This window comes from Chromobacterium phragmitis (assembly GCF_003325475.1).
Classification (GTDB): Bacteria; Pseudomonadota; Gammaproteobacteria; order Burkholderiales; family Chromobacteriaceae; genus Chromobacterium; species Chromobacterium phragmitis.
The window spans coordinates 3,909,633-3,933,640 of record NZ_CP029495.1; the positions used below are offsets into that span (position 1 = coordinate 3,909,633).

Below are 24,008 nucleotides of genomic sequence, written 5' to 3' on the forward strand. Positions count from 1 at the left end.
TTCATGTGGCGCGTCCGATGCTAATGCGCCTGCCCGGCATTGGCGGATTTTTGCACCAGGAACGGCGTGATGGTATTGATGACGCCATCCAGCTGCAGCGACTCTCCGGCAAAATACTGGGTGCCACGCAGTTTTTTGACCTGCCTGTCGCTTATCTTGACGCTGGGCTTGTCGCCCGCCATCGCGCTGCTCAGCATGGCCATGTTTTTCAGGAGCCTGTTGTCTGCCTGGGCCAGGTCCATTCTGAGCAGAAACATCCCGTCGACGGCCAGACCGCATTCGATCTTGATCTTGTCCAGCGGGATGTTTTTTTCTAAAAATGGCGTCAGCATGGTGTGGCCGACGTATTGCAGGCTGTCGCCGGTGAGGGCGTTGGCCGGCAACGTTTTTGCGCGGTCGAAATGATAGCGGAAAAGCGAGTCCTTATTGTCCTCCGAGCTTTGTGGCAGGCTGAATTCCCAGCCGTCCTGGCCATGCTTCACCGCAAGCACCGATTCCGGCGCGCTGCGGCCGATCGCGCTCTGAAAGATCCCGGCCAAGTCGTCAAGACAGGCTGGTTCGTCAGCGAAAGAAAAAGGGGAGAGCAGGCAGAGGCAGAAGAGGACGGTGGTTTTTTTCATGATGGCAGCTGAGGTTTGTGCCGGTGTCGACCCGGCAAGTTTTCGATGGCGCTTGCAATCCCCGAGTGGCGGAAGTCATGCGGCGCGCACGGCTAAAGCTCTAGAAGCTATCCGCGAATCAGGCTATTCGCAATAATCGCCGCTCACAAAAAAGCTGATCCCGCGTTGCGCCTCCTCGCCGCACAGTGGGTACTGTCTGCGTCGGCACGCCTTGACTCGAGTGCTCTACCCGGTTTGGTCGGCGGCTTTAAGAATGCCCAGCCCGCTTGTTTGGTCGGCGGCTGTGATCGCGCTGTGCAACGGGGCTCAAGTGCTGTGCTGCGACTTCGCCGGACTGGCGCCATCCCCGTTGATTCCGCAGGGATGGCTTGAGCGGCCGACTGGCTAAGCAAACTGCTTGCGCAGCCGCGCCAGCAGATTGCGCGCGCTGTAGTAGTCCAGGCGGAAGGTGTCCAGGCCTGCGGCGTACACCTGCCTGGCCTTCACTGCCGGATTGCCGGCCAGGAAGGGATTGGCCAGCACCTGAGGCACCTGGTCCTGGTCGGCGTTGAACAGGATCATCGATTTGCCTTGCAGGCCGTCGGCGAACTTCTCGCCTGTCAACTGGATGATGTCGTGACGCACACCCATGCTGGTATTTCCTTTGACGCGGTCCGGCGCGGTGGCCAACTCAAAGCCCAGCGACTGCAGCAGCTTGCCCTGCGCCGATTGCGGCGTCCACAGATTGGCGCCGGAGCCGTCTTCGTAATAAACCAGCGCCGCCGTCGGCTGCGGCGGCAGCTTCAGCGCGGACTTCAGTTTCGCCGCCTCGGCGTCGAAATCGGCGATGGCGGCGCGGGCGTCGGCTTCGCGTCCGGTGGCGCGGCCCAGCAGCGTGGCCAGTTCCTGCCAGCTCTTGTCGTCGTAATTCACCACCAGGGTCGGGGCCATCTGGCTCAGCTGTTCGTACAGCTTCAGCGCGGAGTCGCCGCCGGTGCCGGCCATCACGATCAGGTCCGGCTGGGCGGCGATGATGGCCTCGGCGTTGGGCTCGCCCTGGTACAGCGGCGTCACGCCGCGTTGCTTGGCCACCGCGCTCCACTGGGTGAAGAAGCCCTGGTCGTCCGTCACCTTGGAGTGGGCGGCGCTGGCGCCGCTGGCGACCACCGGCGCGTGGATGGCCAGCAGGGTGCCGGTCAGCGTCACGCTGGTGGAGACGATGCGCTCGGGCATCTTGTCCAGCGTCACCTTGCCCTTGGGCGTGTCCAGCGTGCGCGGCCAGCCGGCCGGGGGGGCGACCGCGCCGTCGGATTGGGCGGGGACGTCGCAGGCGGTGAGCAGGGCGGCGAGGCCGGCTGCGGCGGCCAGGCGCAGCGCGCCGCGGCGCGTGGCGTGGGAAAGCGGCATGGCGTGTTTCCTTTGCATTCGATAGCGTTCTGCGATTTTATTGCAAGTGATAAGTATTATCATTAACATTGTCGCCCATGCCAAGATTCCCGTCTCAATTCCGGGAATCCGCCTGCAAGCTCATGCGAGCGGCGGACGAGCGGCGGGCGCTTTGCCCGTGCCCGGCCGCTGCTTGGATACTGGACTCGATTGAGCCCGGAACGAGAGCCGCCAAGCCCGCTTTTCGATGACGGCATGCGTCCGCGCGCGCATCTGATGGGGCTGAGGGTTCCCGCTTTCGCGGCCGGAATGCACTGGAACATGCGGATATTGACGGTTGTTGCGATGGCGGCGGGCTTGGCCGGCTGCGGGGGGAAGGAGCCAGGGCCGGAGGCGGGCAAGCCGCCCGAGGTGGGCGTGGTGAAGCTGGAGGTGAAGGACGTGGCGGTAAAGGCCGAATTGGCCGGCCGCACCGTCGCCTACCGCAGCGCCGAAGTCAGGCCGCAGGTCAACGGCATCGTGCTGAAACGGCATTTCTCCGAAGGCAGCCTGGTCAAGGCCGGCGACCTGCTTTACCAGATCGACCCGGCCGGCTACCAGGCGGCCTTGCAGCAGGCGGAGGCGACGCTGGCGTCCGCCCGCGCCGCGTTGGGCAGCCTGAAGGGACGCGCCGAACGCTATGCCGAATTGGCCAAGATAGACGGGGTCAGCCGCCAGGAGCGCGAGGAGGCGGACGCCGACTACCGCAAGGGCCTGGCCGCGGCGAAGGCCGGCGAGGCGGCGGTGGCCGCCGCGAGAGTGGATGTGTCGCGCACCCGCGTGCTGGCGCCGATTTCCGGCCGCATAGGCCGCTCGGCTGTCAGCGAGGGCGCGCTGGTCACTTCGGGCCAGAGCGCGACTCTGGCCACCATCCAGCAGCTGGACCCGATGTACGTGGACATCGTCCAGTCCAGCCAGGATTTGCTGGCATTCAAGCGCAGGCAGGCAGACGGCGAGCTTGAACCGGCCGGCGCCACCGCCAGGCTCAAGCTGGAGGACGGCGCGCCGTACCGGCATGCCGGCAAGCTGCGCTTCACCGAATTGAACGTCGATCGCGTGTCCGGCGCGGTGACCTTGCGCGCGGAATTCCCCAATCCGGAAGGCCTGCTGCTGCCCGGCATGTATGTGCGCGCCGAGCTGGAGCAGGGCGTGCGCCGCCAGGCGGTGCTGGCGCCGCAGCAAGGCGTGGCGCGCGACGACAAAGGCCGCGCCACCGCGCTGGTGCTGGGTTCCGGCAACAAGGTGGAGCAGCGGGTATTGACGACGGAAGGCACTCATGGCGCTTACTGGCTGGTGACCACAGGATTGAAAGCCGGCGACAGGCTGATCGTCGACGGCCTGCAGCGCGCCCGCCCGGGCGAGGCGGCGACGCCGGTGGCCTTGCCGGCCCTGGCCGGGAGGAGCTGAGCGATGCTGGCGCGTTTCTTCATAGGCCGCCCGGTGTTCGCCTGGGTGCTGGCCATCGTCATCATGCTGGCCGGCCTGTTCGCCTTGCGCGCGCTGCCGGTGTCGCAGTATCCGGACATCGCTCCGCCGACGGTGATGGTCAGCGCCAGCTACCCCGGCGCGTCCGCCCAGGTGGTGGAGACCAGCGTGATCCAGGTGCTGGAGCAAGAGCTGAAGGGCCTGGACAATCTGATGTATTTCAGCTCCACCAGCTCCTCGTCCGGCCAGGCCGAGATCATGCTCACCTTCCGCCAGGGCGCCAACGCCGACACCGCCCAGGTGCAGGTGCAGAACAAGGTCAGCCAGATGCTGGCGCGGCTGCCGCAGCAAGTGCAGCAGAACGGCCTGTCGGTGCAGAAGATGCAGGGCGACTTCCTGCTGATCGCCTCCTTTTATGATGTCAGCGGCCAGCGCAGCGACACCGACATCGCCGACTGGCTGGCCAGCAATGTGCAAGACCCGCTGAGCCGGGTGGGCGGCGTCGGCTCGGTGCGGGCCTTCGGCGCGCCGTACGCGATGCGCGTGTGGCTGGACCCGCACAAGCTCAACAGCTACGGCCTGATTCCCTCCGACGTCAGCGCCGCCATCTCCAAGCAGAACACCGAGGTCTCGGTCGGCGAACTGGGCGCCTTGCCGTCGCCGCCGGGCCAGCAGCTGAACGCGATGGTCACCGCCTGGTCGCGCTTGTCCACGCCTGAGCAGTTCCGAGACATTGTCGTCAAGGCGCTGCCGGACGGCGGCGCGGTGCGGCTGGGCGACGTGGCGCGGGTGGAACTGGGGCAGGAGGATTACAGCAGCAGTTCGCGGCTGAACGGCCACCCGGCCTCGGGCCTGGCGGTGATGCTGGCGCCGGGCGCCAACGCGCTGGCCACCGCCGAGGCAGTGAAGGCGCGCGTCGCCGAGCTGGAGCGCAACTTTCCGCCGGGCATCCGCGTCGCCTATCCGGAGGACACCACCCACTTCGTCAGGCTGTCGATACGCGCGGTGATGGCGACGCTGCTGGAGGCGGTGGCGCTGGTGGTGCTGGTGATGTACGTGTTCCTGCGCAACTGGCGCGCGACGCTGATTCCGGCGCTGACGGTGCCGGTGGTGCTGCTGGGCACGTTCGGCGTGCTGGCGGCGGCCGGCTTCGGCATCAATACGCTGACCTTGTTCGGCATGGTGCTGGCCATCGGCCTGTTGGTCGACGACGCCATCGTGGTGGTGGAGAACGTCGAGCGGGTGATGAGCGAGGAGGGGCTGGACGCGCGCGCGGCCACCGTCCGTTCGATGGGCGAGATCGGCGGCGCGCTGGTCGGCATCGGCCTGGTGCTGGGGGCTGTGTTCCTGCCGATGGCCTTCTTCGGCGGCTCGGTCGGCGTCATCTACCGCCAATTCTCGATCACCATCGTCGCGGCGATGGCCTTGTCGGTGCTGACCGCGCTGACCCTGACGCCAGCCCTGTGCGCGACGCTGCTGCGGCCGCATGCGCCGTCCGAACGCGGCCCGCTGGCTGCGTTCGAGCGCCGCTTCCAGCGTTTGCAATCGGACTATGCCGGCCGCTGGCTGCCGGCTTGGCTGCGTCGCCCGCTGCGCGGCGGCTTGGTCTACTTGGCGCTGGTGGCGGCGCTGGCCGCGCTGTACCCGCGGTTGCCCACTGCCTTCATCCCGGACGAGGACCAGGGCACGGTGATGGCGCAGTTCACGCTGCCCACCGGGGCCACCCATCAGCGCGCCGACAAGGTGGCGCGCGCGGTGGAGCAGCATTTCCTGGAAACCGAGAAGGCCAATGTCGAATCGGTGTACATGTTGTCCGGCTTCAGCTTCGGCGGTTCCGGCCAGAACGCCGGCATGGCCTTCGTCGCGTTGAAGGACTGGTCGCAGCGGCGCGGCCAAGAGAACAGCGCCCAGGCGATAGCCGACCGCGCCACCGCCGCGCTGGCCGCGCAGCGGGACGCCGAGGTGTTCGGCATGGTGCTGCCGCCCATCGGTGGCTTGGGGCAGACCAATGGCTTCGAATTTTGGCTGCAGGACGCGTCGGGCCAGGGCCGCGAGCATCTGGCCAAGGCGCGCGACCAGCTGCTGAAGGCGGCCCAGGGAGGTGACAGGCTCAGCGCGGTGCGCTCCGGCGCCGCCGACGACAAGCCGCAATTGCGGCTGGATGTCGACCAAAGCAAGGCCGCCGCGCTGGGGCTGGACCCGGCCAATGTCGCCGACACGCTGGGCGCGGCCTGGGGCGGGCGCTACATCAACGACTTCATCGACCGCGGCCGGGTGAAGAAGGTGATGATGCAGGCCGACGCGCCTTACCGTTCCAAGCCCGAGGATCTGGGCTTGTGGTTCGTCCGCGGCGCGGACGGCGCGATGACGCCGTTTTCCGCCTTCGCCCGCGCGCGCTGGGAATACGGGCCGGCGCAGCTGAACCGCTACAACGGCCTGCCGGCGCTGCCCTTGTCGGGCTCGGCCGCCGCCGGCGTCAGTTCCGGCGAGGCGATGAAGGCGGTGGAGGCGATAGCCGGCAAGCTGCCGGGCACGCAGTACGAGTGGAGCGGGCTGTCTTATCAGGATCGGCTGTCCAGCGGCCAGACGCCGCTGCTGTACGCGGTGTCGATATTGTTCGTCTTCCTGTGCCTGGCGGCGCTGTACGAAAGCTGGCTGGTGCCGTGCGCCGCGATGACGGCGATTCCGCTGGGCGTGCTGGGCGCGGTGCTGGCGGTGATGGCGCGCGGCCTGTCCAACGACATCTATTTCCAGGTGGGTCTGCTGACGACGATAGGCCTATCGGCCAAGAACGCCATCCTGATCATCGAGTTCGCCGAGGCGGCGATCCGGCGCGGCGCGGCTCCGCTGGAGGCGGCGCTGGCCGCCGCCCGCCAGCGGCTGCGGCCGATATTGATGACCTCGCTGGCTTTCGGCGTCGGCGTCGCGCCGCTGGTCTGGGCCGGCGGGCCGGGAGCCGGCAGCCAGAACGCGATCGGCGCGGCGGTGCTGGGCGGCGTGATGTCGGCCACGCTGCTGACGCTGTTTTTCGTGCCGCTGGCGCATCTGCTGATACGCGGCCTGGCGGGGCAAGTCGCGCAGCGGCGTTTGAAATTGGCGGAGGCGAGGCCATGAAACGCGTTTTCTGCTTATGGATAGGCGCGGCTTTGGCAGGCTGCGCGTCGCCGCAGCCGGATTACCAACGGCCCGCCGCGCCGGTGCCGGCGCATTGGCCGGCGGCGGACGCGGAAAGCGGGCAGGCCGATGTGGCCTGGCGGCGTTTCTTCGTCGACGAGGGCCTGCGCGCAACCATCGCCCAGGCGCTGGCCAATAACCGCGACTTGCGCGCGGCTGTCGCCAATGTCCAGGCGGCGCGGGCGCAGTACCGGATGCAGGACGCGGCGCGGCTGCCGACCGCGCAGCTGCAGGGCAACGCCAACCGCCAGCTCACCCGGAGCGGCGATCCATCGCTGGCGGCGGACAGCCGCGGCGTCAGCGCCGGCCTGGGCGTCAGCGCGTTCGAGCTGGACCTGTTCGGCCGCGTGAAGAGCCTGAGCGACGCGCAGTGGCGGCGCTATCTGGCCAGCGAAGCCGGCGCGCAGGCGGCGAGGGTCAGCCTGATCGCGGAAACCGCCAATGCTTATTTGACCTTGGCCGCAGACCGCAGCCAGCTGGCCGCGGCGCGGGCGACGCAGCAAAGCGCCGAACGCTCGCTCGCCCTGACGCGCGAGCGGCTGCGCCTGGGCGCGGCTTCGGCGCTGGACGTCAGCGCGATGAATACCGTGGCGCAGCAGGCGCGGGCCGATGTCGCCCGTTACCAGGGGCTGGCGGAACGGGACCGGCTGGCGTTGCAATTGCTGGTCGGCGCGGCGCTTGACGAGGCGAGGCTGCCGGCCGCGCTGGAGGACAGGCCCTACACGCTGGCGGCGCTACCGGTGGCCGCGCCGGCCGATGCCCTGCTGCGCCGGCCGGACGTCCGCCAGGCGGAAAATCTGCTGCGGGCCGCCCATGCCGACGTGGCCGCCGCGCGGGCGGGCCTGTGGCCCAAGTTTGGGCTTAGCGCCAGCACCGGTCTCAGCGGCGTGACGCTGGCCGGTCTGCTGAACGCGCCTGCGCGGGCCTTGAGCCTGGCGCTGGACGCCAGCTTGCCGGCGCTTGACGGCGGCGCGGCGAAGGCTGGAGTCGATCAGGCGGAGGCGCAGCGCCTGGCGGCGCTGGCCGCTTACGAGAAAGCCCTGCAGAGCGGGTTTCGCGAAGTGGCCGACGCCTTGAGCCAGCGCCGGGCGCTGGCGGAGGAAAAACAGGCGCGGCAGGCGACGCTCGCCAGCGCGGAAACCTCGCTGCGGCTGGCGGAAGCGCGTTATCGGCAGGGCTTGGACGGCTATCTGAGCCTGCTGGAGGCGCAGCGCACCGCGCAGTCCGCTCGCCAGCAGTGGATCAGCGCCAGCCTGGCGGAGGCGGAAAACATGGCGGCGCTGTATCGCGCGCTGGGCGGCGGGCTGGAGGGCTGAGCGCTATTGCTTGGCGGCACCGCAACGCTTGTAGACCCGTCCCGGGCGGCCGATGCGGCCGTAAGAAATCTGGGCGCGCAGGAAGCGCACTTCGACGCAGTATTCCAGGTAGCGGCGGGCGGTGGTTTGGCTGATGCCTATGGTGCGCGCCACGCTTTCCGTGGTGTGCAGGTCCGCGCCGCGGACGAAAGCGTCCTTGATGCGCTGCCGCGCCAGCTCCTCTCTCGCGGGCGCGGTAGCACTTGCCAATCAGCAGGCCGCAGATGGAGTCCAGCGCCTGCTGATGGATTTCCGAGTGCGAGCGTGCCAGCTTGAGCGCCTCGTCGTAGGCTGATGTGCAGCAGGCCGGACAGGGGGGAGATCCCGTTCAGGTGCTCGTGGCGGATCACGCGCAGGTTGTCGGCGTAACGCTTGACCTGGCTGAGCCGCAGGCTGAGCGAGCTGATGTCGTCCTTGCGGCGGAAGCGGATCCCCCAGCCCTGCGGCTGGCCGTCTATGTGTATGCCCACCCGGCGGCAGGCCGCCGAACAGTCAGATCTCGTCGGTAACGTCGGGGGAGTCCGCCTCCAGCGCGAGGAAAGGACCGTCCGGCGCGATGCGGCCCAGGTTCTGGCCCGCCAGCTGATGCTGGGGTTGGCCAAGCTCCAGCATCGCGCGCGGCGCGGTTGATCGCGGTCAGCCGGCGGCGGGTGTCCACGGAGATCACGCCTTCGTAGATGGATTCGAACACCGCGTCCTGTTGCCGCACCAGGCGGGCGATGTCCAGCGGCTCCAGGTTGAACATCTGCCTCTTGATGCGGTGGGCGAACAGCCAGGCGCAGCAAAACAGGATGAACGGGATGCCCAGCAGCATCGCGAAGAAGGGCATGAACTGGGCGCGGGCGCGGTGCTCGATATGGGATTGGAAACAACCCACCGACAGCCGGCCTATCTGGGGGCTCCGGCGGACGGATTGGACAAAGACGCCGCGCTGCTGCAGGCGCTGCTGGCGCGCGGCGGGGCGGCAGCGCGGACCTGCCCAGCGTCGCCTATTTCCTGGCGCGCTTTCCCGAGCCGACGCCGCCTGCGTTTCAGGGCGAGACGGCTAGCGGCGGCAGCGCCGGTCCGGCCATGCGGTTGTCCGGCGAATAGGGGAAGATCACCTCTATCGTCACGTCGTCCGGGTCCTGCAGGAACAACTGGTGCTCGCCGATTTCCGGCACCACCCGCTCGTAAAACGGCTGGCCCAGCGACAGCAGCCGCATCTGCATGTCGACCAGGTTCTGGCCGCGCAGCGCGATGTGGTCGAGGCGGCCGGAGCCGGCGCGCGCGTCGCGCCCGCCCAGATAGGCTTGCAGCTCGGCGTCGTCTTCGCGGGCCGCCACCAGGTGCAGCACCGGGGCGGCGCCGGCGTACAGCCACTTCCCGGGAAAGCGGAAGCCGGGCCGCGGCCCATCGGCCAGGCCCAGCGCGCGCTGGTAGAAAGCCGCGCTCGCGTCCAGGTCGGCGGCGCGTATCGTGAAGTGGTCGATGCGCTGGATGTTCATCGCGTTCTCTCCTCCGCGGCCGCCTGGCCGCGCGACAAGGTCACAAACGGGTGATGACGGTTTCCGCCGGCAAGCGCGACTTGGGCAGCCTGGCGTTGAAGTCCTGCTCCGAGCGTTTTCCCAGCGCCACGATCACCGAGGCGACCAATCCCTGCTCGCGCAGGCCCAGCTCCTCGCCCAGCACGCGCGCGTCGAAGCCCTCGATCGGGCAGGCGTCGATTTCCAGCGTCGCCGCGCCCAGCAGCAGCGTGCCCACGGCCAGATAAACCTGTTTTTCCATCCAATGCTGGGCGTCGCGCAATTCGAAACGGTGCATGTTGACGAAATGGGAGCGGCCTTTGTGCTGTCCGGCGCGGGCTTCGTCATTGGCGAAGCGGCCGTCGCGTTGCTCTTGAGCCAGCAGGGTTTGCAGATAGCCGTCGTCCATCGCGGCCCGGGCGCAGAATACCACCACGTGGGAGGCGTGGCGTATCTTGGCTTCGTTGAAGGCGTAGCCGCCGGCCGCGGCCTTGGCGACGCGGGCCTTGCCTTCTTCGCTGCCGGCGATGAAGAAGTGCCAGGGCTGGGAGTTGGTGGATGAGGGGCTGTGGCGCAGCAGGGTTTCGATCTGTCCCACCTGCTCCTGGCTCAGCTTGAAGCCGGGATCGAAAGCCTTGGTGGTGTAGCGGGTTTGCGCGTAGTGGGCGATGTTCATGGTGCGTCCTCGGATGCGGGTCAGCAGGCGGCTTCCGTCGCCTGATAATGGGGGTAGTCGTCGTAGCCGCGTCCGTAGCCGCCGAACAGCGCGGACGGGTCGAAATCGGCCAGCGGCCAGCCATGGGCCAGGCGCGCGGGCAAGTCGGGATTGGCGATGAATGGCCGGCCGAAAGCGATCATGTCGGCGAGGCCGCTGGCCAGCAGCCTCTCGCCGCGGGCCTGGTCGTAACGGCCGGCCACGATGATGGCGCGGCTAAAGCGGGCGCGCAGCGCGCGGCGGAAGTCGTCGTCCACTTGGGGCGCATCGTCCCAGTCCGCCTCGGAAAGATGCAGGTAGGCGATGCCCAGCGCGTCCAGCCGGCCGGCGGCCTCCAGTATCGCCGGAACGATCTCCGGGCAATGCATGCCTCGCGCGGTGATGTAGGGCGCCAGCCGCACGCCGACGCGCTCCGCGCCGATTTCGTCCGCCACCGCGGAGGATGCCTCCATCAGGAAGCGCAACCGGTTTTCCAAGCTGCCGCCGTAAGCGTCGGTTCTGAGGTTGGACGTGCTGCGCAGGAACTGGTCGATCAGGTAGCCGTTGGCGGCATGGATTTCCACGCCGTCGAAGCCGGCGGCCATCGCGTTGCGCGCCGCCTGGCGGTAGTCGTCGACGATGCCGGCGATTTCAGCGGTTTCCAGCGCGCGCGGCGTCGGGCAGTCCGCCATGCGGCCCGCGCCTTTTTCGTCCGCCACCCACACCTGGGCGTCGGGCGCGATGGCGGACGGCGCCACCGGAGCCGCGCCGTCGTGGAACACCGGGTGGGACATCCTGCCCACGTGCCACAGCTGCAGCACCATGCGGCCGCCGGCCTGGCGGACGGCATTGGTGACTTGGCGCCAGCCATCTATCTGCGCCGGGCTGTAAATGCCGGGGGTGAAGCTGTAGCCCTGTCCCTGGCGCGAGATCTGGGTGGCTTCGGAAATGATCAGGCCGGCGCTGGCGCGCTGGGCGTAATAGCGCGCCATCATCGCATTGGGGATGTCGCCGGGCTGGTCGGTGCGGCAGCGGGTCATCGGCGCCATTGCGATGCGGCTGGGCAGCCGCAGCGCGCCGGTTTGCAGCGGCGAGAACAGATTGGGTGCGGGCATATCGTTCAACCTCGGGTTCGACGCCTTCTCGATGGGGAGGCGATTCGGTGAGGAAATGATCCTTTGCAAATGCGACGAGAAAAACTAGCTGAAAGTGGAATCACTTGATTGATTTTTTTGAAAATTGTAGCCGGGAGCGGCGATCCAGTCCGGCAGCAGCGCCAGGCCATGCGGCCTGGGGCCGCTGCCGGACTCTGCGTTGATATGGCCGATTTCGCCGGCGTCCGCCAGCCGGCATCGCCATTGTCTGGCCCAGTGGGTTGCGTGGTCGAAGCGCAACGACGGGTCGTCGCGGCTGGCCACCAGCAGCGCTGGCTTGGCCAGCATCAGCGCCGCGGGCTTGCCGCCGCGCGCCGGTTCGCGGCGGATGGGCGCGGTCCAGCGGTCGAAATCCGGCTCGCGCCACTGCCGCATGGCGACGCGCCGCCGCTGAGGAAAGCGACGCTGCCAATGGGACTGCCAGTGCTGTCCATCGCTGTCGTTCAGGCCAGGCGCCAGAATGAAATCGAGATCGCGGGCGGCCTGCGCCAGCCGCTGTTCTATCCGATCGCGTTCGCTGTCATGCATGGCGGGGAGGAAGACGGGAAAAGCCGCCATTATCGGCCGCCGGATGGCGGGCGGCAATGGCGGCCGGGGGAGGGCTTGTTTCAGCCAGGCATTGAGGATGCGCCGCGCCAGCGACACGTTGATGGCGCCGTTGATGCGGTTGGCGATCTGGGCGAAAGGCATCAGCTCCATGCGCTCGGCCGAAGTCAGGATGGCCACGTCGCCGGTGCCGCCTTGGTCGCGCATGGGGCTTTATAACAAGGGTTCGCCGTGTTGTTTATGCTCTTTAATTTCGTTGCTGGCTTATCAGGGGCTTGGCGCGGCTATGCGTTAAAAGCTTGAACGGGATCATATTTTCAGCTTGAGGGGCTGCTGGGTCACATGGCGTTGGACGGGGATGTCATTGAGAGCCCGCCAGCGAGCAGGCGGCGAATGACTTTGCGAAGGCTGGAGATCGATTTGGAAATGTGAACGGTAGGCAGGTGCGATGAATTGGGATTGTCTGATCATTGGCCCTGTCGATTTTTAAAGTTATTCGGGTGGGATGCGCGCATGGATTTGGTGTTATGATTATCCATTCTTAAAAGTCGGCTCATTTAATTTTGTAGTTATATTGACTGTTTATGTGCTGATTGTTTTTGCGGAAAATTCTTGGCCTGTCGGCTGGCGCGGGGCGGCGATGACGAGCATCAATTTCCAGAGCGATAGGTTTTACGCGACCAATGCGTCATTCACGGCCACCGATGCGGTGATTGAATTCACCCGGCCTTTGCGCAGCCTGAAAATCGCTTATTTCACCTTTGACAGGCATTTCGCCGACGGCTCGCGCATCGCGCTCACCAATTCGCCGGAATGGATTCAGCATTACTGGCGGCAGGAAATGTTCCAACTGGCGGTGTTTGAAAAAGACGCGGACAACTTCACCGACGGTTATGTGTTCTGGAACTGGCTGAATCGGGAACCCATTTATTCCGCCGCGGCGTTGTTCGGCATAGACAACGGCGTGACGCTGATTGAGCGCGGCGACGAATATTGCGATTTCTTCCATTTCGGCTCGGTGTACGACAACAGCGTCAACAATGATTATCTAAGCGGCAAAATGGCGCATCTGCACCAGTTCGTCTCGCTGTTCAAGTACAAGCTGCACGACGTGATCGAATCCGCCTGCGGCGACCGCATCTATCTGCCTGAATCGGCCAGAGGCAAGCTGATCCTGGACAGCGAGATCAATCACGAGATGCTGGTTTCCGACTTCCACAGCCTGATGGACCGCCGCGACGTGTCTCGCATCTACTTGGGCGACGCCGACCGCAACGCCTATCTGACCAAGAAGGAGGTGGCGCTGATGCGGGAATTGGTGGGCGGCGCCTCCTGCGCCGAGGCGGCCATCTCGCTGGACATCACCAGCGACGCGGTCAACAAGCACATCAAGAACATCAAGGAGCGGCTCAACTGCCGATCGCTGTGCCAGCTGGGCTTTGTGATCGGGAAGCTGAGCGCGCGCAATATCTACCCTTTTTCAGTGGCAAGTGGTGCGAACAAATGAAGATATGGCTGGACACGATAGACATTGACGCCATCCGCAAGGCTCAGGCCATGGGCGTGCTGGCCGGCGTGACGACCAATCCGTCGATACTGGCCACCGCCAATCGCGAGGTGGAGGCGGTGCTGGGAGAAATCCTGGACGCGCAGGCCGGCCCGCTGGCGGCGCAGGTGGTCAGCCGCGAACTGGACGGCATGCTGGCGCAGGCGCGGCGCCTCGCCGCCATCAGCCCCAGGATGGTGGTCAAGATTCCGGCGGTGGGAGAGGGGTACCGCGCGATGTCCATTCTGGAGCGCGAAGGCATCGCCACGCTGGCGACCACGATTTTCGAAACCCGGCAGCTGGCGCTGGCCGCGCTGGCCGGCGCCAGCTACGCCGCGCCTTACGTGAACCGGATCGAACTCTCCACCGGCAATGCCTTCGAGGTGGTGGAAAGCTCGCAGCGGCTGCTGGACGCCTATGGCTACCGGACCGCCATTCTGGCCGCGGCCATCAAGACGGTGGACCAGTTCCTGCGCTGCGCGCGGATTGGCGTGGCCGCGGTCACGCTGCCGGTCAATGTGTTCCAGCAGCTTTACGCGTCCAGCGAGGATATCGAGCAGAGCCTGCGCAAGTTCGACGCCGCCTGGCAAAGCAACGGGCTGACGCGCGACGCCGCTTTGTTCCAGGAGTGAGGCATGGAAAACCAGATGCTCCGCGATGACGCGCTGTTGAAGAAAACCATCATCTTGGTGACCTGCACCTTCTTCCTGTGGGGCATGTCCTATGGCCTGCTGGATGTGCTGAACAAGCACTTCCAGCAGTCGATGCGGCTGTCCAAGGCCGACTCCGGCTGGCTGCAGATCGCCTATTTCCTGGCATATTTCGTCATTGCCATCCCGGCGGCGCTATTCAACGAGCGATTCGGCTACAAACGCGGGCTGATCGCGGGGCTCGCCTTCTTCGCCACCGGCGCGCTGCTGTTCATTCCGTCTCTGTTGAACGCGAGTTTCCTGGCTTTCGTGCTGTCGCTGTTCGTGTTGGCCTGCGGCTCCGGTTTCTTGGAAACCACCGCCAATCCTTACATCTCGCTGCTGGGCGACGAAAACCGCTCGGAGCGGCGGCTGAACATGGCCCAGGCCTTCTGCGGTCTGGGCACCGTGGTGGGGCCGCTGATAGGCGGAGCGTTCTTCTTCAAGCTGGGCAACCCGGCCGGCGCGGACGCCGGGCACGACATGGTGATGCAGGTGTATGTGTGGATCGCCGCCTTCGTGGTGGCGCTGGCGGCGGTCATCGCCAGGACGCCGATGCCGGATGTGGGCCATTATTCGCTAGAGGAGAGCGGCGGCGGGCTGCCGCTGGCCCGCAACGGGCGTTTCGCCTTCGGCGCGCTGGCGCAGTTCCTGTATGTGGCGGCGCAAGTGGGCATCGGCGCCTTCTTCATCAATTACGCGATGGAGAGCGGCATCAACCTGAGCGCGCAATCGGCCGCCTGGCTGTTGTCGCTGGCGATGATGCTGTTCATGGCAGGCCGCTTCGTGGGCGCTTTCGCCATAGGCCGCCTGTCGGCGGGGCGGTTGCTGATGCTGTTCGCCTTCGCCAACATCCTGCTGTCGTCAGTGGTGGTGGCGATGGGCGGCGCGATCGCTGTGGGCGCGCTGACGCTGATGTTCTTCTTCATGTCCATCATGTTCCCCACCATCTTCTCGCTGGCGATCAAGGGCCTGGGGCGCCAGACCAAGCGCGGCAGCTCCATCCTGGCGATGTCGGTGAGCGGCGGCGCGCTGTACCCCTATCTGATGGGGTATGTTTCCGATCATTACGGCACACAGCAGGCGTATGCGATTCCGCTGGCCAGTTTCGTGGCGATCTTCCTGTACAGCGTGTATCTGGAGCGGGAACGCGCGGCGAGGCCGGCGCTTCATTCCGTTTAAGATAGGGCGGACGCCCTGGCGATTGAGGGCCGGCATTCGCCGGCCTGGTTTCGTTTCCTCAGGATCCCATCCTCATCTGTCGGCGCCGAAAATGGACTGCCGCGGGAGGCAGCTTGCCGCGCTCCGACGCCTGGTGTTTCTGATCGGCCAGCCTGCTCCAGCGGCTGCCTTCCTTCCACATCAATCCACTTGTGGCCATGCGCCTCAGCCGCTTGAGGCGGGCTCGCCGCGCGCCATGCGCTTGAATATCCTGCGGGCAATCCCGGGTTGCCGAAACCAGCGGCATGGCTTCATCGGCATTCCACTTCCCATCATGCCGCCCGCGGCTTTTTCTCCATGAGGGCGCGGCTAGAGACGGCGCTTCGCCAAACTCGGCCAATCGATGCCTCTGCGCGCTTGAGGCGCGCCGTGGCGGCAACGGCTCGCGCGGCAAACCCGTCCGGGTGTTTCTGGATACGTTGATTTTCCCCTGCTGGCGGCGGTTCCGGGATGCGTCGCTGCTTGTGCCGCTGATGGTTTCCCCCCCCTGTCGCCTGACGCGTGATGGGGGCGCAGCCGTGCGATGGCCGTTTTCGGCGAAGGCGGCGGCCTCAACTAAGTTATGACAAAAATCATACACCCGCTTTAACTCACAATGCCGATTCGAGGCGGCAGCCTTTCGCAGTCACCGCAGAGAACGGCGGCGCGTGAGGCGCAAATCGTTTTAATCAACACAAGACGGGGCTATACACGATGCATCAGTACACCAATATCAAAAAAGCCATCCAGCTCAGCAACAGCTTCTGGGATGTCACCACGGCTGCCGGCATGGCCAATATCGCTACCCGCAACCTGGGCGACGGCCGCCACGAGTCGGTGGCCAGCGGCCGGCAGTTCACCAATATGTCGTCCTACTCCTACCTGGGGCTGGACTCTCACCCGGCCATCCTGCGCGCCGCGGCGGACGCGGTGATGAACACCGGCTCGCTCAATACCTCCATCTCGCGCATCCGGGTGCAGTTCGACATCCTGCAGCAGGCGGAGGAGGCGCTGGCCAGCCTGGTGGCCGCGGAGACGCTGACAGTGCCTTCCTGCGCGGCCGCGGCAGCCGCCGCGCTGCCCTTGCTGGCTTCCGGCGCGCTGACCGGCGACGTGGCGCCCTTGATGGTGTTCGACAAGAACGCCCACTTCTGCCTGAACATGATGAAGCCGATCTGCGCCGACGAGACCGAGATCCAGACCATACGCCACAACGACCTGAACGCGCTGGAAGACCTGTGCAAGACGCGTCCGCGCGTCGCCTACGTCGCCGACGGCGTCTACAGCACCGGCGGCATGGCGCCGGTGAGGGAGTTGCTGGCGCTGCAGGACAAATACGGCCTGTTCCTGTTTTTCGACGAGGCGCACGGCCTGTCCACGCTGGGCCATCTGGGCCGCGGCCTGGTGTTGGAGGAAATGGGCGAGATCAACGACCGAACGCTGATCGTCACCTCGCTGAACAAGGGCTTCGGCGCTTCCGGCGGCGCCATTTTCCTGGGCCCGCGCGGCGACGCCGAGCGCCGCAAGCTGGCCACCCGTTTCGGCGGCCCTGTGACCTGGTCGCAGCGCATCAACACCGCAGGGCTGGGCGCCATCATCGAGTCGGTTGCCGTGCACAAGTCCGCCGAGCTGCCGGCGCTGCAGCAAAAGCTGCAGGACAATATCCGCCTGTTCGACCAGCACGTGGAATCGGAAAACAGCGGCGACATGCTGCCTATCCGCTTCGTCTCCATCGGCTCGGAAGAACGCACCATCCTCTACGCCAAGAGCCTGCTGGAAGACGGCTATTACACCTCGCCCATCTTCTTCCCGGTGATCGCCAAGGGCCGCGCCGGCCTGCGCATCATGATCCGCGCCAATATGACAGTGGCGGAGATCGAGCGCTTCGGCGCTTGCCTGAAGCAGCTGCGAGCCAGCCATGAGTAAAGCGTCCGCGCAGACCGCCGCCGCTCCGCGGGAGGCCGCGCGGCCGGCGGCGCGGGTGATGGTGTTGTGCTGCCTGATCGTGTTCATGGCGCAGATGGCCACCACCGTTTACCTGCCGTCGCTGCCGGCGGTGATGCGGGAGTTGGCGATGAGCCAGAGCATGGTGGAAATGTCCATCTCCGGCTTCGTCGTCGGCGCCGCGCTGCCGGTGCTGTTCTGGGGCTCGGCCGCGGACCGCTGGGGCCGCCGCGGACCGCTGCTGTTCGTCGGCCTGTATTGCCTGACCATTTTCGGCCAGGCGGTGCTGTTCCCCAACAGCATGGCCACCGCCGTCAGCGACGCCAAGGACCACGGCGCCCACGCGATGGCCTTGTGCGGCTTCCTGCAGCAAGGCCTGGCCGGCATCGCCGCCACCGCCTCGGTGCTGCTGCACCACAATGGCGCTTGGACGCTGGCGGTGGCCGCGCTCGGCCTGATCACCCTTATGCAAGTTTTGTTCCAGGCGCGCTTGCGCGCGGCCTGACGCAAGGAATCGGATATGTCTCGAATCGAATCGCGCCTCCCGGCCAGTGGCGAGGCCTATGAGCGCAATATGGCGGCCTACGGCCTGCTGCGCGGGCAGATCGCCGCCGCTCGCGACGCCGCCTTGCTGGGCGGCGGCGCCGAGGCCCGCGCCAAGCAGGCGGCCAAGGGCAAGCTGTCTCCGCGCGAGCGGTTGTCGTTGCTGCTGGACCCCGGCACGCCCTTTCTGGAGATAGGCCAGTTGGCCGGCCATGAGGTTTACGATCACGCGGTGCCCTGCGCCGGCATCGTCACCGGCATCGGCATCGTCGCCGGACACGCGGTGGCGGTGTTCGCCAACGATGCCTCGGTCAAGGGCGGCACTTACTACCCGCTGACCTTGCGCAAGCATCTGCGCACCCAGGACATCGCCCGCGAACTGGGCTTGCCCTGCCTGTACCTGGTGGATTCCGGCGGCGTCTATCTGCCGCTGCAGGAGGAAATCTTCCCGGACGAGCACCATTTCGGGCGCATCTTCCGCAATATCGCCGAAATGTCGGCGCTGGGGCTGCCGCAGATTTCTGCCGTGCTTGGCTCTTGCACCGCAGGCGGCGCCTACATCCCGGCGATGAGCGACGAAACCATCATCGTGCGCGGCAACGGCTCCATCTTCCTTGGCGGGCCGCAGCTGGTGCGCGCGGCCACCGGGGTGATCGTCGATGCCGAAACGCTGGGAGGGGCCGACATCCACACCCGCGACAGCGGCGTGGCCGAATCCGCCTCGCCCTGGCAGGGCGGCGTCGGGGCCTATGACCGCGCCGCGCTGGATCCGGACGCGCCGCTCGGCAGGGCGGCCTACCGCGGCGGCGCCGAGCGCTGGCAGGCCCGGCTGCTCGAGCGCGACGCCGAGCGGACCCTGGCGCAGGTGGACGGGCGACGCCATGTCGTCTCCCTGGCCGGAGCCGGCGAACGCTGGCGCGGAGAGGTGGATGGTTGGCGCTGGTACGCGCTGCTGCGCGGCGACGATGTCGAGCTTAGCGTCGGCGGCCAGCGCGTCGCCCTGCGCGCCGAGCTGGCGGAACAGGCCGAACAGGAGGCGGGCGGCGGCCTGCAGGTGCGCACGCCCATGCCCGGCACCGTGGTGGCCTTGCCGCTGGCGGCGGGCAGCCGGGTGGAAGCCCAGCAGGTAGTCGCCATCGTGGAGGCGATGAAGATGGAAAATCGCCTGTATGCCCCCCGCGCCGGCATCATCGCCGAGCTGCACTGCCAGGTCGGCGACATCGTCAACGCCGACGCGTTGCTGGTCAGCCTGGGCGCGGACGAGGCCGAATAGGCCGCCTGATCCGGCAAGGCGACGGCCCGTTCCGCAGCGTGGCGGGACGGGCTTTCTTCCGCTGCGGCTCATGATCTGTCCAGGCTGCAGGTTGCTTGGGTAGACGGCTTCCAGATTGGAGCTTGTCTTTATGGCCGCGCGGGTAGCGTGCGGAATCCCCTGGGTCCCGGAGAGCGGGGAGGTCTGGAGCCTCGAGGGAGATTAGCCATTTCGGCGTACGGTGCTTCGCCGTGGTCAGGCTTTTGGTACAGGAAAAAGGAAAACTACAGAAATCTGTACTTATTCGGCGGCGGGCCATGAGATATCTTGACGCCGTGAGATTGACGGCGGCGCATGCCAGACCGCTGGAGCGAATGGAAATGGCTGGCCTGCCTTGGCAGTTTCGACCGAGCCTTGAAAATTAGAACGCCAGGGTTTCCATGCGCCGCATGCGTCTTCACATGTTTTGTCTCAGAGAATAGCCCACCAGGAGCAAAATCAATGAACCAGAATAATCTTGTCAAGGAAATAGCGGATGACGATTATGCGCTGGATGTGATCCAGGGCGACCAGGTGCTGGTGACCAGTCCGGTCATCGTCGGCGAAAAAGGGTCGGAATGGGAAGGATCGCTGGTATTCACCAAGGAGTACCTGCGCTCGCTGTTGCAACTGGGGTTGAAACACCGGCTGCTGAATCCCGACGATATCCGTTCCACTCGCATGTGATGGACGCTTCGCCGCCATCCTGTCGCCAGCCGGCAGCCAATCAAGAGGCCGGCGCCGACTTGCGCCCGCCCCGCTGTTTGCGCTTGCGCGCCGCCCACTGATACGACCCGCTGCCCGCCAGAAAGGCCAGCGCCGCGCCGGCCAATGCCAGCAGCGCGCGCAGCGCGTCGCCGCCCAGGCTGCCGGTGTGCAGGCCGTATATCCAGCTGGTCAGTCTGATGGCGGGCGGGGCCCGGTCCACCGGCGTGACTCGCAGCAGCGCGCCGCTGTACGGATCCACCTCCACCTGGCTGCGTCCGTTGGGATGCAGCTCCCCCGGCAGCTTCCAGCGCAGCAGCAGCGGACGGTCCGGCTTGGCTTCGTAGCGGATGTCCACCAGCCGCGCGCCGGGCATGGCCGCCGCCGCGCGCGCCACCAGCGCGTCCAGCGGCTGGCGTCCGCCTTGCGCCGGCAGGCGCGCCCGCGTCTTGGCGGGCGCGTGGTAGCCGTACAGGCGATTGATCGCGTTGTTGATCGGTTTGTTGAAAGCCTGATAGGCGCCGGTCAGTCCTGCGGAGAGCAAGAGCAGGCTGGCCAGCGCGCCGCTCAGCCGGTGCAGGTCCGACATCAACAGGCGCGCGCCCTTGTTCCGACGTAGTTGGAAAGCGCGGCGCCAGGCTTTGGGCCACCAGTAGACCAAGCCGGAGACGGCCAGTATGGCCAGAAGCAGCCCGCATGCGCCGGCGAGAGCTTCCCCGGCCTCTCCCAGCAGCAGTTTCTCGTGCAACGCCAATAAGAAGTCAAACGTCGATTCGCCGCTGCGCGCGTCGCTGGCGATTCGGCCGCTGGCTGGGTCCAGCCACAGCCTGCGTTCATCGCCGGGTCGGCGCAGCCTGGCCAGGACGGGGTCGCCGCGCTCGCCGAAGCGCAGGCTGAAACTGGCGCCGGGGTAACGCGCGAGCACTGCGTCGGCCAGCGCCTGATAGGCGACAGGATGGCGGGAGGCAGGGGGGCGCGCGCCGCTCAGGGTTTCCAGTTCGGGCCGGAATACCAACAGGCTGCCGCTGATTGCGATCAACAGCAGGAATAGGCCGGCACCCAGGCCAAGATAGCGGTGCGACAGGATCAGATAGCGTTTCACGGAGTGTCCATCGGTGCGCGCGCCTGAAGGCGGCATGTAAATGCATTGCAACAAAACTTGATACTAATGATAATTATCATCATTATCAATTAATAATCGATCATCCGTGATGAACAAGAACCGAATCCTGATCCCCGCACTGCTGGCGCCGTGGTTGGCCGCGGGGGCGCACGCGGAAGACGTTGCCCAGCTGCAAACCGTGACCGTGAGTGCCGATGCTGCCGGCGCCGGTTATCAATCCCGGCAGACCAGCATCGCCGGACAGGCACGCGCGTCGCTGGATACGCCGCAGTCGGCGCAAAGCGTGGGCGGACAAGTGCTGCGCGATCAACAGGCGCGTTCGCTGGGCGACGCGGTGCGCAATGTCAGCGGCGTGGTGGAAAGCAATACCCTGGCCGGCATCCAGGACAGTTTCACCCGCCGAGGATTCGGCAGCCGCGGCGATGGCGGCGTGCTGCGCGACGGCGTGCGTTCCTCGTTGCTCAACAATTTCGGCCCCACCTCGGAATCGGTGGAGGTGCTGAAGGGTCCGGCTTCGCTGCTGTACGGGATCCAGGAACCGGGCGGCGTGATCAATGTGATCAGCAAGAAGCCGCAATTTGCCGAGGAGGGAAGCGTCACGCTGCGCGGCGGCAGTTTTGGCGGCGGCGCGGCGGGCTTCGATCTGACCGGACCATTGAGCGACCGCTTCGCCTACCGCCTGATCGGCGATCTGGAGGAAGCCGGCTACTGGCGCGATTTCGGCAAGATCCGGCGCCAGCTGATCGCCCCTTCGCTGGCTTGGGAGGATGGCGCGAACCGGATCTTGCTGGCTTACGAATACCTGGATTTCCAGACCCCTTACGACCGCGGCGCGATTTTCGTCAACGGCCAACCCTTGAACATTCCGCGCGAAAGGCGGTTGGACGAGGCGTGGAACGCGGCGCAGGGCACTTCGCAGTCGCTCGGCGTCAGCCATAGCCGCCAGCTTGGCGAGGACTGGCAATGGGAGAGCCGCGTCGGCTGGAACCAGCTCCGCTACAGCGATCGGCAGGCTCGGCCCAGCCGCTACAACGCCCAGACCGGCGAGCTGAAGCGTCGCGCCGACGGCAATGCCAACGACAACAGCGTGCTGCTGTTCACCAGCCGCTTGCGGGGAAAGATGGAGCTGTTCGGCCAGACGCACGAGCCGACGTTGGGCGTGGAGTGGGAGAAGCGGCGCGAGCTGCGCGGCGATACTTACCGCGGCAAGGAGACGGGCGGCTTCAATGTCTACGATCCGGTTCACGGCAGGCTGCCGTATCCCAGCCAGCTCAGCGCGGCGCAAAGCGACAACCGCAGCGATATCGACAGCCAGGCCTTGCTGTTGCAGGACAACTGGACGCTGTCGCCGCGCTGGATCGCCAACCTGGGCGCGCGCTATCAGCATTACCGACAGGAAGACGGCGCAGGCCGTCCCTATCAGCCGACCCAGCGCGGCGGCGGCAGTTTGCTGCTGCCGCAGGCGGGGCTGGTTTACAAGCTTGCGCCCCAGTTGTCGCTGTATGGCGGCTACAGCGAGTCGTTCAAGCCCAATCCCGGCAGCGACGGCCAAAGCTTCGCGCCGGAAAAAGGAACGTCGCGCGAGGCGGGCGTCAAGCTGGAGCGCGGCGGCTTATCTGCCAGCCTAGCGGTTTACCATATCGAAAAGAGCAATGTGGTGGTGGCGGAGAATAACGTCAGCCGCGCCATCGGCAAGGCGCGCTCGCAGGGCGCGGAACTGGATGTCAGCGGCCAGCTGACCCGCCGGCTGTCCGGCATCGCCAACTTCGCCTACACCGATGCCAAGATAACCGAAGACGCATCGGCCAATGTGGGAAAGCGGCTTTTGAACGTGCCGCGCCGCAGCGGCGCCGTCTCGCTGGCCTATGATTTCGGCGCAGACGGCCAGGGCCATCGCTGGCGCGCGGGCGGCGGCGCGCGTTATGTGGGAGCGCGCCCCGGCGACAACGCCAACAGTTTCGAGCTGCCGGCCTACACGGCGGCGGATGCCTTCGTCGGCTGGCAAGGCAAGTTGGGCCGCAATCGGCTGGAGTTGCGGCTGAACGTCAAAAACCTATTCGATAAAACCTATTACGCGTCGTCCAGCGGCAATGCGCTTCAGGTGAAGGTGGGCGAGCCCAGGGAGGTGGCGCTGCAGTCCCGGTTGTTGTTCTGAGTTGCCGCGGGGGATCGCGCCGCGCGGCGCGATCTGGTCCTTGGTACAGGAATGATGGGGAATCGGTACACGGATGCTTGTTGGCAACATGGGGAGTTCATACAATGCACGCTCTTTTGTCCCAATTATTTGGCATTGGCATCTCCATCCGTGTAATGAATGCGCATGCCAGGGGCCCGAAACGCCATAACAAGAATCCAGTAAGAACACCCCATGAAACGTTGTGCCCATTTTGATGAGCTGCCGCCGGCTGTGAAAGCCGCCATCGAAGCCTGGAAACCCTGCGAAGACATCAGCCGCCAATCTCCGGACCGCATCGCCTGCCTGCAGGGGCTGCGTGAAATCGCCGCCGCCTGGGGCGGGGCTTGCGGCGCGGACCGCTACCAGAACATGCATGTCCATATGCCGTTCCGCTGCGCCAATGGCCACGACTTCGAGTCGACGCCCACCACCATCCTCTCCGGCCAATTCTGTCCGAGCTGCCACGACCGCAAGGGACGGATGGCGGCGGAGATCGAGGCCTTCGTCGCCGCCAAGGGCTGGCGCAGCCTTTCGGAATACAAGCACAGCAGCACTCGCATGCTCTGGCGCTGCGAGCATGGCCACGAATGGCGGGTGAGGTGGGAGACGGTGCGCTCCGGCCACGGCTGTCCGCATTGCTATCGCCTGCGGCGCTGCCACTCGCTGGAGGATATGCAGGCGCTGGCGCGCGAGCGCGGCGGAGAGTGCTTGTCCGAGCGTTACATCAACATCCGCACGCCCATGCTCTGGCAATGCGAAAAAGGCCACGTCTGGAGCATTCCGGCATCCAGCGTGCTGACCGGACGCTGGTGCGCGGCTTGCTGGGCGCTGCGGCGCATCACCAGCGTCAGGAACCGGACCCGTCGCCGCTACGAGGCGGACGGACCCAGGGGGTGAAGAGAGGGGCGGAAATC

At 66.1% G+C, this 24,008-nt stretch carries 21 protein-coding genes; 12 read left to right on the forward strand and 9 right to left on the reverse strand.

The features are described from left to right. Positions 1–20: 20 nt before the first annotated feature. Complete coding sequence (locus DK842_RS18560; protein ID WP_145964082.1) at positions 21–620, reverse strand: hypothetical protein; 600 nt, start codon at positions 618–620, stop codon at positions 21–23. Positions 621–1,004: 384 nt separating this feature from the next. After that, entirely contained in the window at positions 1,005–2,006 is a 1,002-nt protein-coding gene (fepB, locus tag DK842_RS18565; protein WP_232538524.1) for a Fe2+-enterobactin ABC transporter substrate-binding protein, read from the reverse strand. A gap of 300 nt (positions 2,007–2,306) precedes the next feature. Here fepB and DK842_RS18570 point away from each other — a divergent pair, with 300 nt between their 5' ends. From DK842_RS18570 to DK842_RS18580, 3 genes are read left to right on the forward strand one after another with little or no spacing between them, the layout of a single operon-like run. Then, entirely contained in the window at positions 2,307–3,431 is a 1,125-nt protein-coding gene (locus DK842_RS18570) for an efflux RND transporter periplasmic adaptor subunit (RefSeq protein ID WP_232538525.1), read from the forward strand. 3 nt (positions 3,432–3,434) lie between these two features. Continuing rightward, positions 3,435–6,563: an efflux RND transporter permease subunit gene (locus tag DK842_RS18575; protein WP_114062789.1), complete on the forward strand. Its 3,129-nt coding sequence runs from the start codon at positions 3,435–3,437 to the stop codon at positions 6,561–6,563. After that, positions 6,560–7,939, forward strand: a complete 1,380-nt coding sequence (locus tag DK842_RS18580) for an efflux transporter outer membrane subunit (protein WP_114062790.1) — start codon at positions 6,560–6,562, stop codon at positions 7,937–7,939. The genes DK842_RS18575 and DK842_RS18580 overlap by 4 nt, the downstream gene beginning before the upstream one ends. A 3-nt stretch (positions 7,940–7,942) precedes the next feature. Here DK842_RS18580 and DK842_RS18585 read toward each other — a convergent pair whose 3' ends face one another. From DK842_RS18585 to DK842_RS18610, 6 genes are all read right to left on the reverse strand, one after another. After that, positions 7,943–8,188 carry a response regulator gene (locus tag DK842_RS18585; protein ID WP_114062791.1) on the reverse strand — a complete coding sequence of 82 codons (246 nt, stop codon included), beginning with the start codon at positions 8,186–8,188 and terminating at the stop codon, positions 7,943–7,945. 244 nt (positions 8,189–8,432) lie between these two features. Further along, on the reverse strand, positions 8,433–8,855 hold the full coding sequence (locus tag DK842_RS23725; protein ID WP_198414572.1) for a hypothetical protein: 423 nt from the start codon (positions 8,853–8,855) through the stop codon (positions 8,433–8,435). Positions 8,856–9,009: 154 nt separating this feature from the next. Beyond that, complete coding sequence (locus DK842_RS18595) at positions 9,010–9,465, reverse strand: VOC family protein (RefSeq protein ID WP_114062792.1); 456 nt, start codon at positions 9,463–9,465, stop codon at positions 9,010–9,012. 40 nt (positions 9,466–9,505) lie between these two features. After that, entirely contained in the window at positions 9,506–10,159 is a 654-nt protein-coding gene (gene nfsB / locus DK842_RS18600; RefSeq protein WP_114062793.1) for an oxygen-insensitive NAD(P)H nitroreductase, read from the reverse strand. Between the two features lie 20 nt (positions 10,160–10,179). Next, entirely contained in the window at positions 10,180–11,292 is a 1,113-nt protein-coding gene (locus DK842_RS18605; RefSeq protein WP_114062794.1) for an alkene reductase, read from the reverse strand. An 84-nt stretch (positions 11,293–11,376) separates the two neighbouring features. After that, positions 11,377–12,084: an RBBP9/YdeN family alpha/beta hydrolase gene (locus tag DK842_RS18610; protein ID WP_114062795.1), complete on the reverse strand. Its 708-nt coding sequence runs from the start codon at positions 12,082–12,084 to the stop codon at positions 11,377–11,379. Positions 12,085–12,517: 433 nt separating this feature from the next. Between DK842_RS18610 and DK842_RS18615 the strand changes: the two genes are divergently transcribed. The 7 genes from DK842_RS18615 to DK842_RS18645 all read left to right on the forward strand — a co-directional run bounded on the left by DK842_RS18615 (position 12,518) and on the right by DK842_RS18645 (position 19,777). Next, positions 12,518–13,384 carry a helix-turn-helix transcriptional regulator gene (locus DK842_RS18615; protein WP_168194923.1) on the forward strand — a complete coding sequence of 289 codons (867 nt, stop codon included), beginning with the start codon at positions 12,518–12,520 and terminating at the stop codon, positions 13,382–13,384. After that, positions 13,381–14,055, forward strand: coding sequence for a transaldolase family protein (locus DK842_RS18620; protein WP_114062797.1), 675 nt, complete (start codon positions 13,381–13,383; stop codon positions 14,053–14,055). Before DK842_RS18615 ends, DK842_RS18620 begins: the two co-directional genes overlap by 4 nt. Before the next feature lie 3 nt (positions 14,056–14,058). Continuing rightward, a complete protein-coding gene (locus DK842_RS18625; RefSeq protein ID WP_232538526.1) occupies positions 14,059–15,294 on the forward strand; it encodes a sugar MFS transporter in 1,236 nt (411 codons plus the stop codon). 732 nt (positions 15,295–16,026) lie between these two features. Then, positions 16,027–17,238, forward strand: coding sequence for an 8-amino-7-oxononanoate synthase family protein (locus DK842_RS18630; protein ID WP_114062798.1), 1,212 nt, complete (start codon positions 16,027–16,029; stop codon positions 17,236–17,238). After that, a complete protein-coding gene (locus DK842_RS18635) occupies positions 17,231–17,761 on the forward strand; it encodes an MFS transporter (protein ID WP_198414574.1) in 531 nt (176 codons plus the stop codon). The genes DK842_RS18630 and DK842_RS18635 overlap by 8 nt, the downstream gene beginning before the upstream one ends. Positions 17,762–17,776: 15 nt before the next feature. After that, complete coding sequence (locus DK842_RS24150) at positions 17,777–19,072, forward strand: carboxyl transferase domain-containing protein (RefSeq protein ID WP_114062799.1); 1,296 nt, start codon at positions 17,777–17,779, stop codon at positions 19,070–19,072. A gap of 480 nt (positions 19,073–19,552) precedes the next feature. Further along, the gene (locus DK842_RS18645) at positions 19,553–19,777 is read left to right on the forward strand and encodes a hypothetical protein (protein ID WP_114062800.1); all 225 of its coding nucleotides are present in this window, start codon (positions 19,553–19,555) and stop codon (positions 19,775–19,777) included. Positions 19,778–19,817: 40 nt separating this feature from the next. Here DK842_RS18645 and DK842_RS18650 read toward each other — a convergent pair whose 3' ends face one another. After that, a complete protein-coding gene (locus DK842_RS18650) occupies positions 19,818–20,897 on the reverse strand; it encodes a PepSY-associated TM helix domain-containing protein (RefSeq protein ID WP_114063807.1) in 1,080 nt (359 codons plus the stop codon). Positions 20,898–21,006: 109 nt separating this feature from the next. Here DK842_RS18650 and DK842_RS18655 point away from each other — a divergent pair, with 109 nt between their 5' ends. Continuing rightward, positions 21,007–23,073 carry a TonB-dependent siderophore receptor gene (locus DK842_RS18655; protein ID WP_114062801.1) on the forward strand — a complete coding sequence of 689 codons (2,067 nt, stop codon included), beginning with the start codon at positions 21,007–21,009 and terminating at the stop codon, positions 23,071–23,073. Between the two features lie 213 nt (positions 23,074–23,286). Then, complete coding sequence (locus tag DK842_RS18660; protein WP_145964083.1) at positions 23,287–23,991, forward strand: zinc-ribbon domain-containing protein; 705 nt, start codon at positions 23,287–23,289, stop codon at positions 23,989–23,991. Positions 23,992–24,008: the final 17 nt, after the last annotated feature.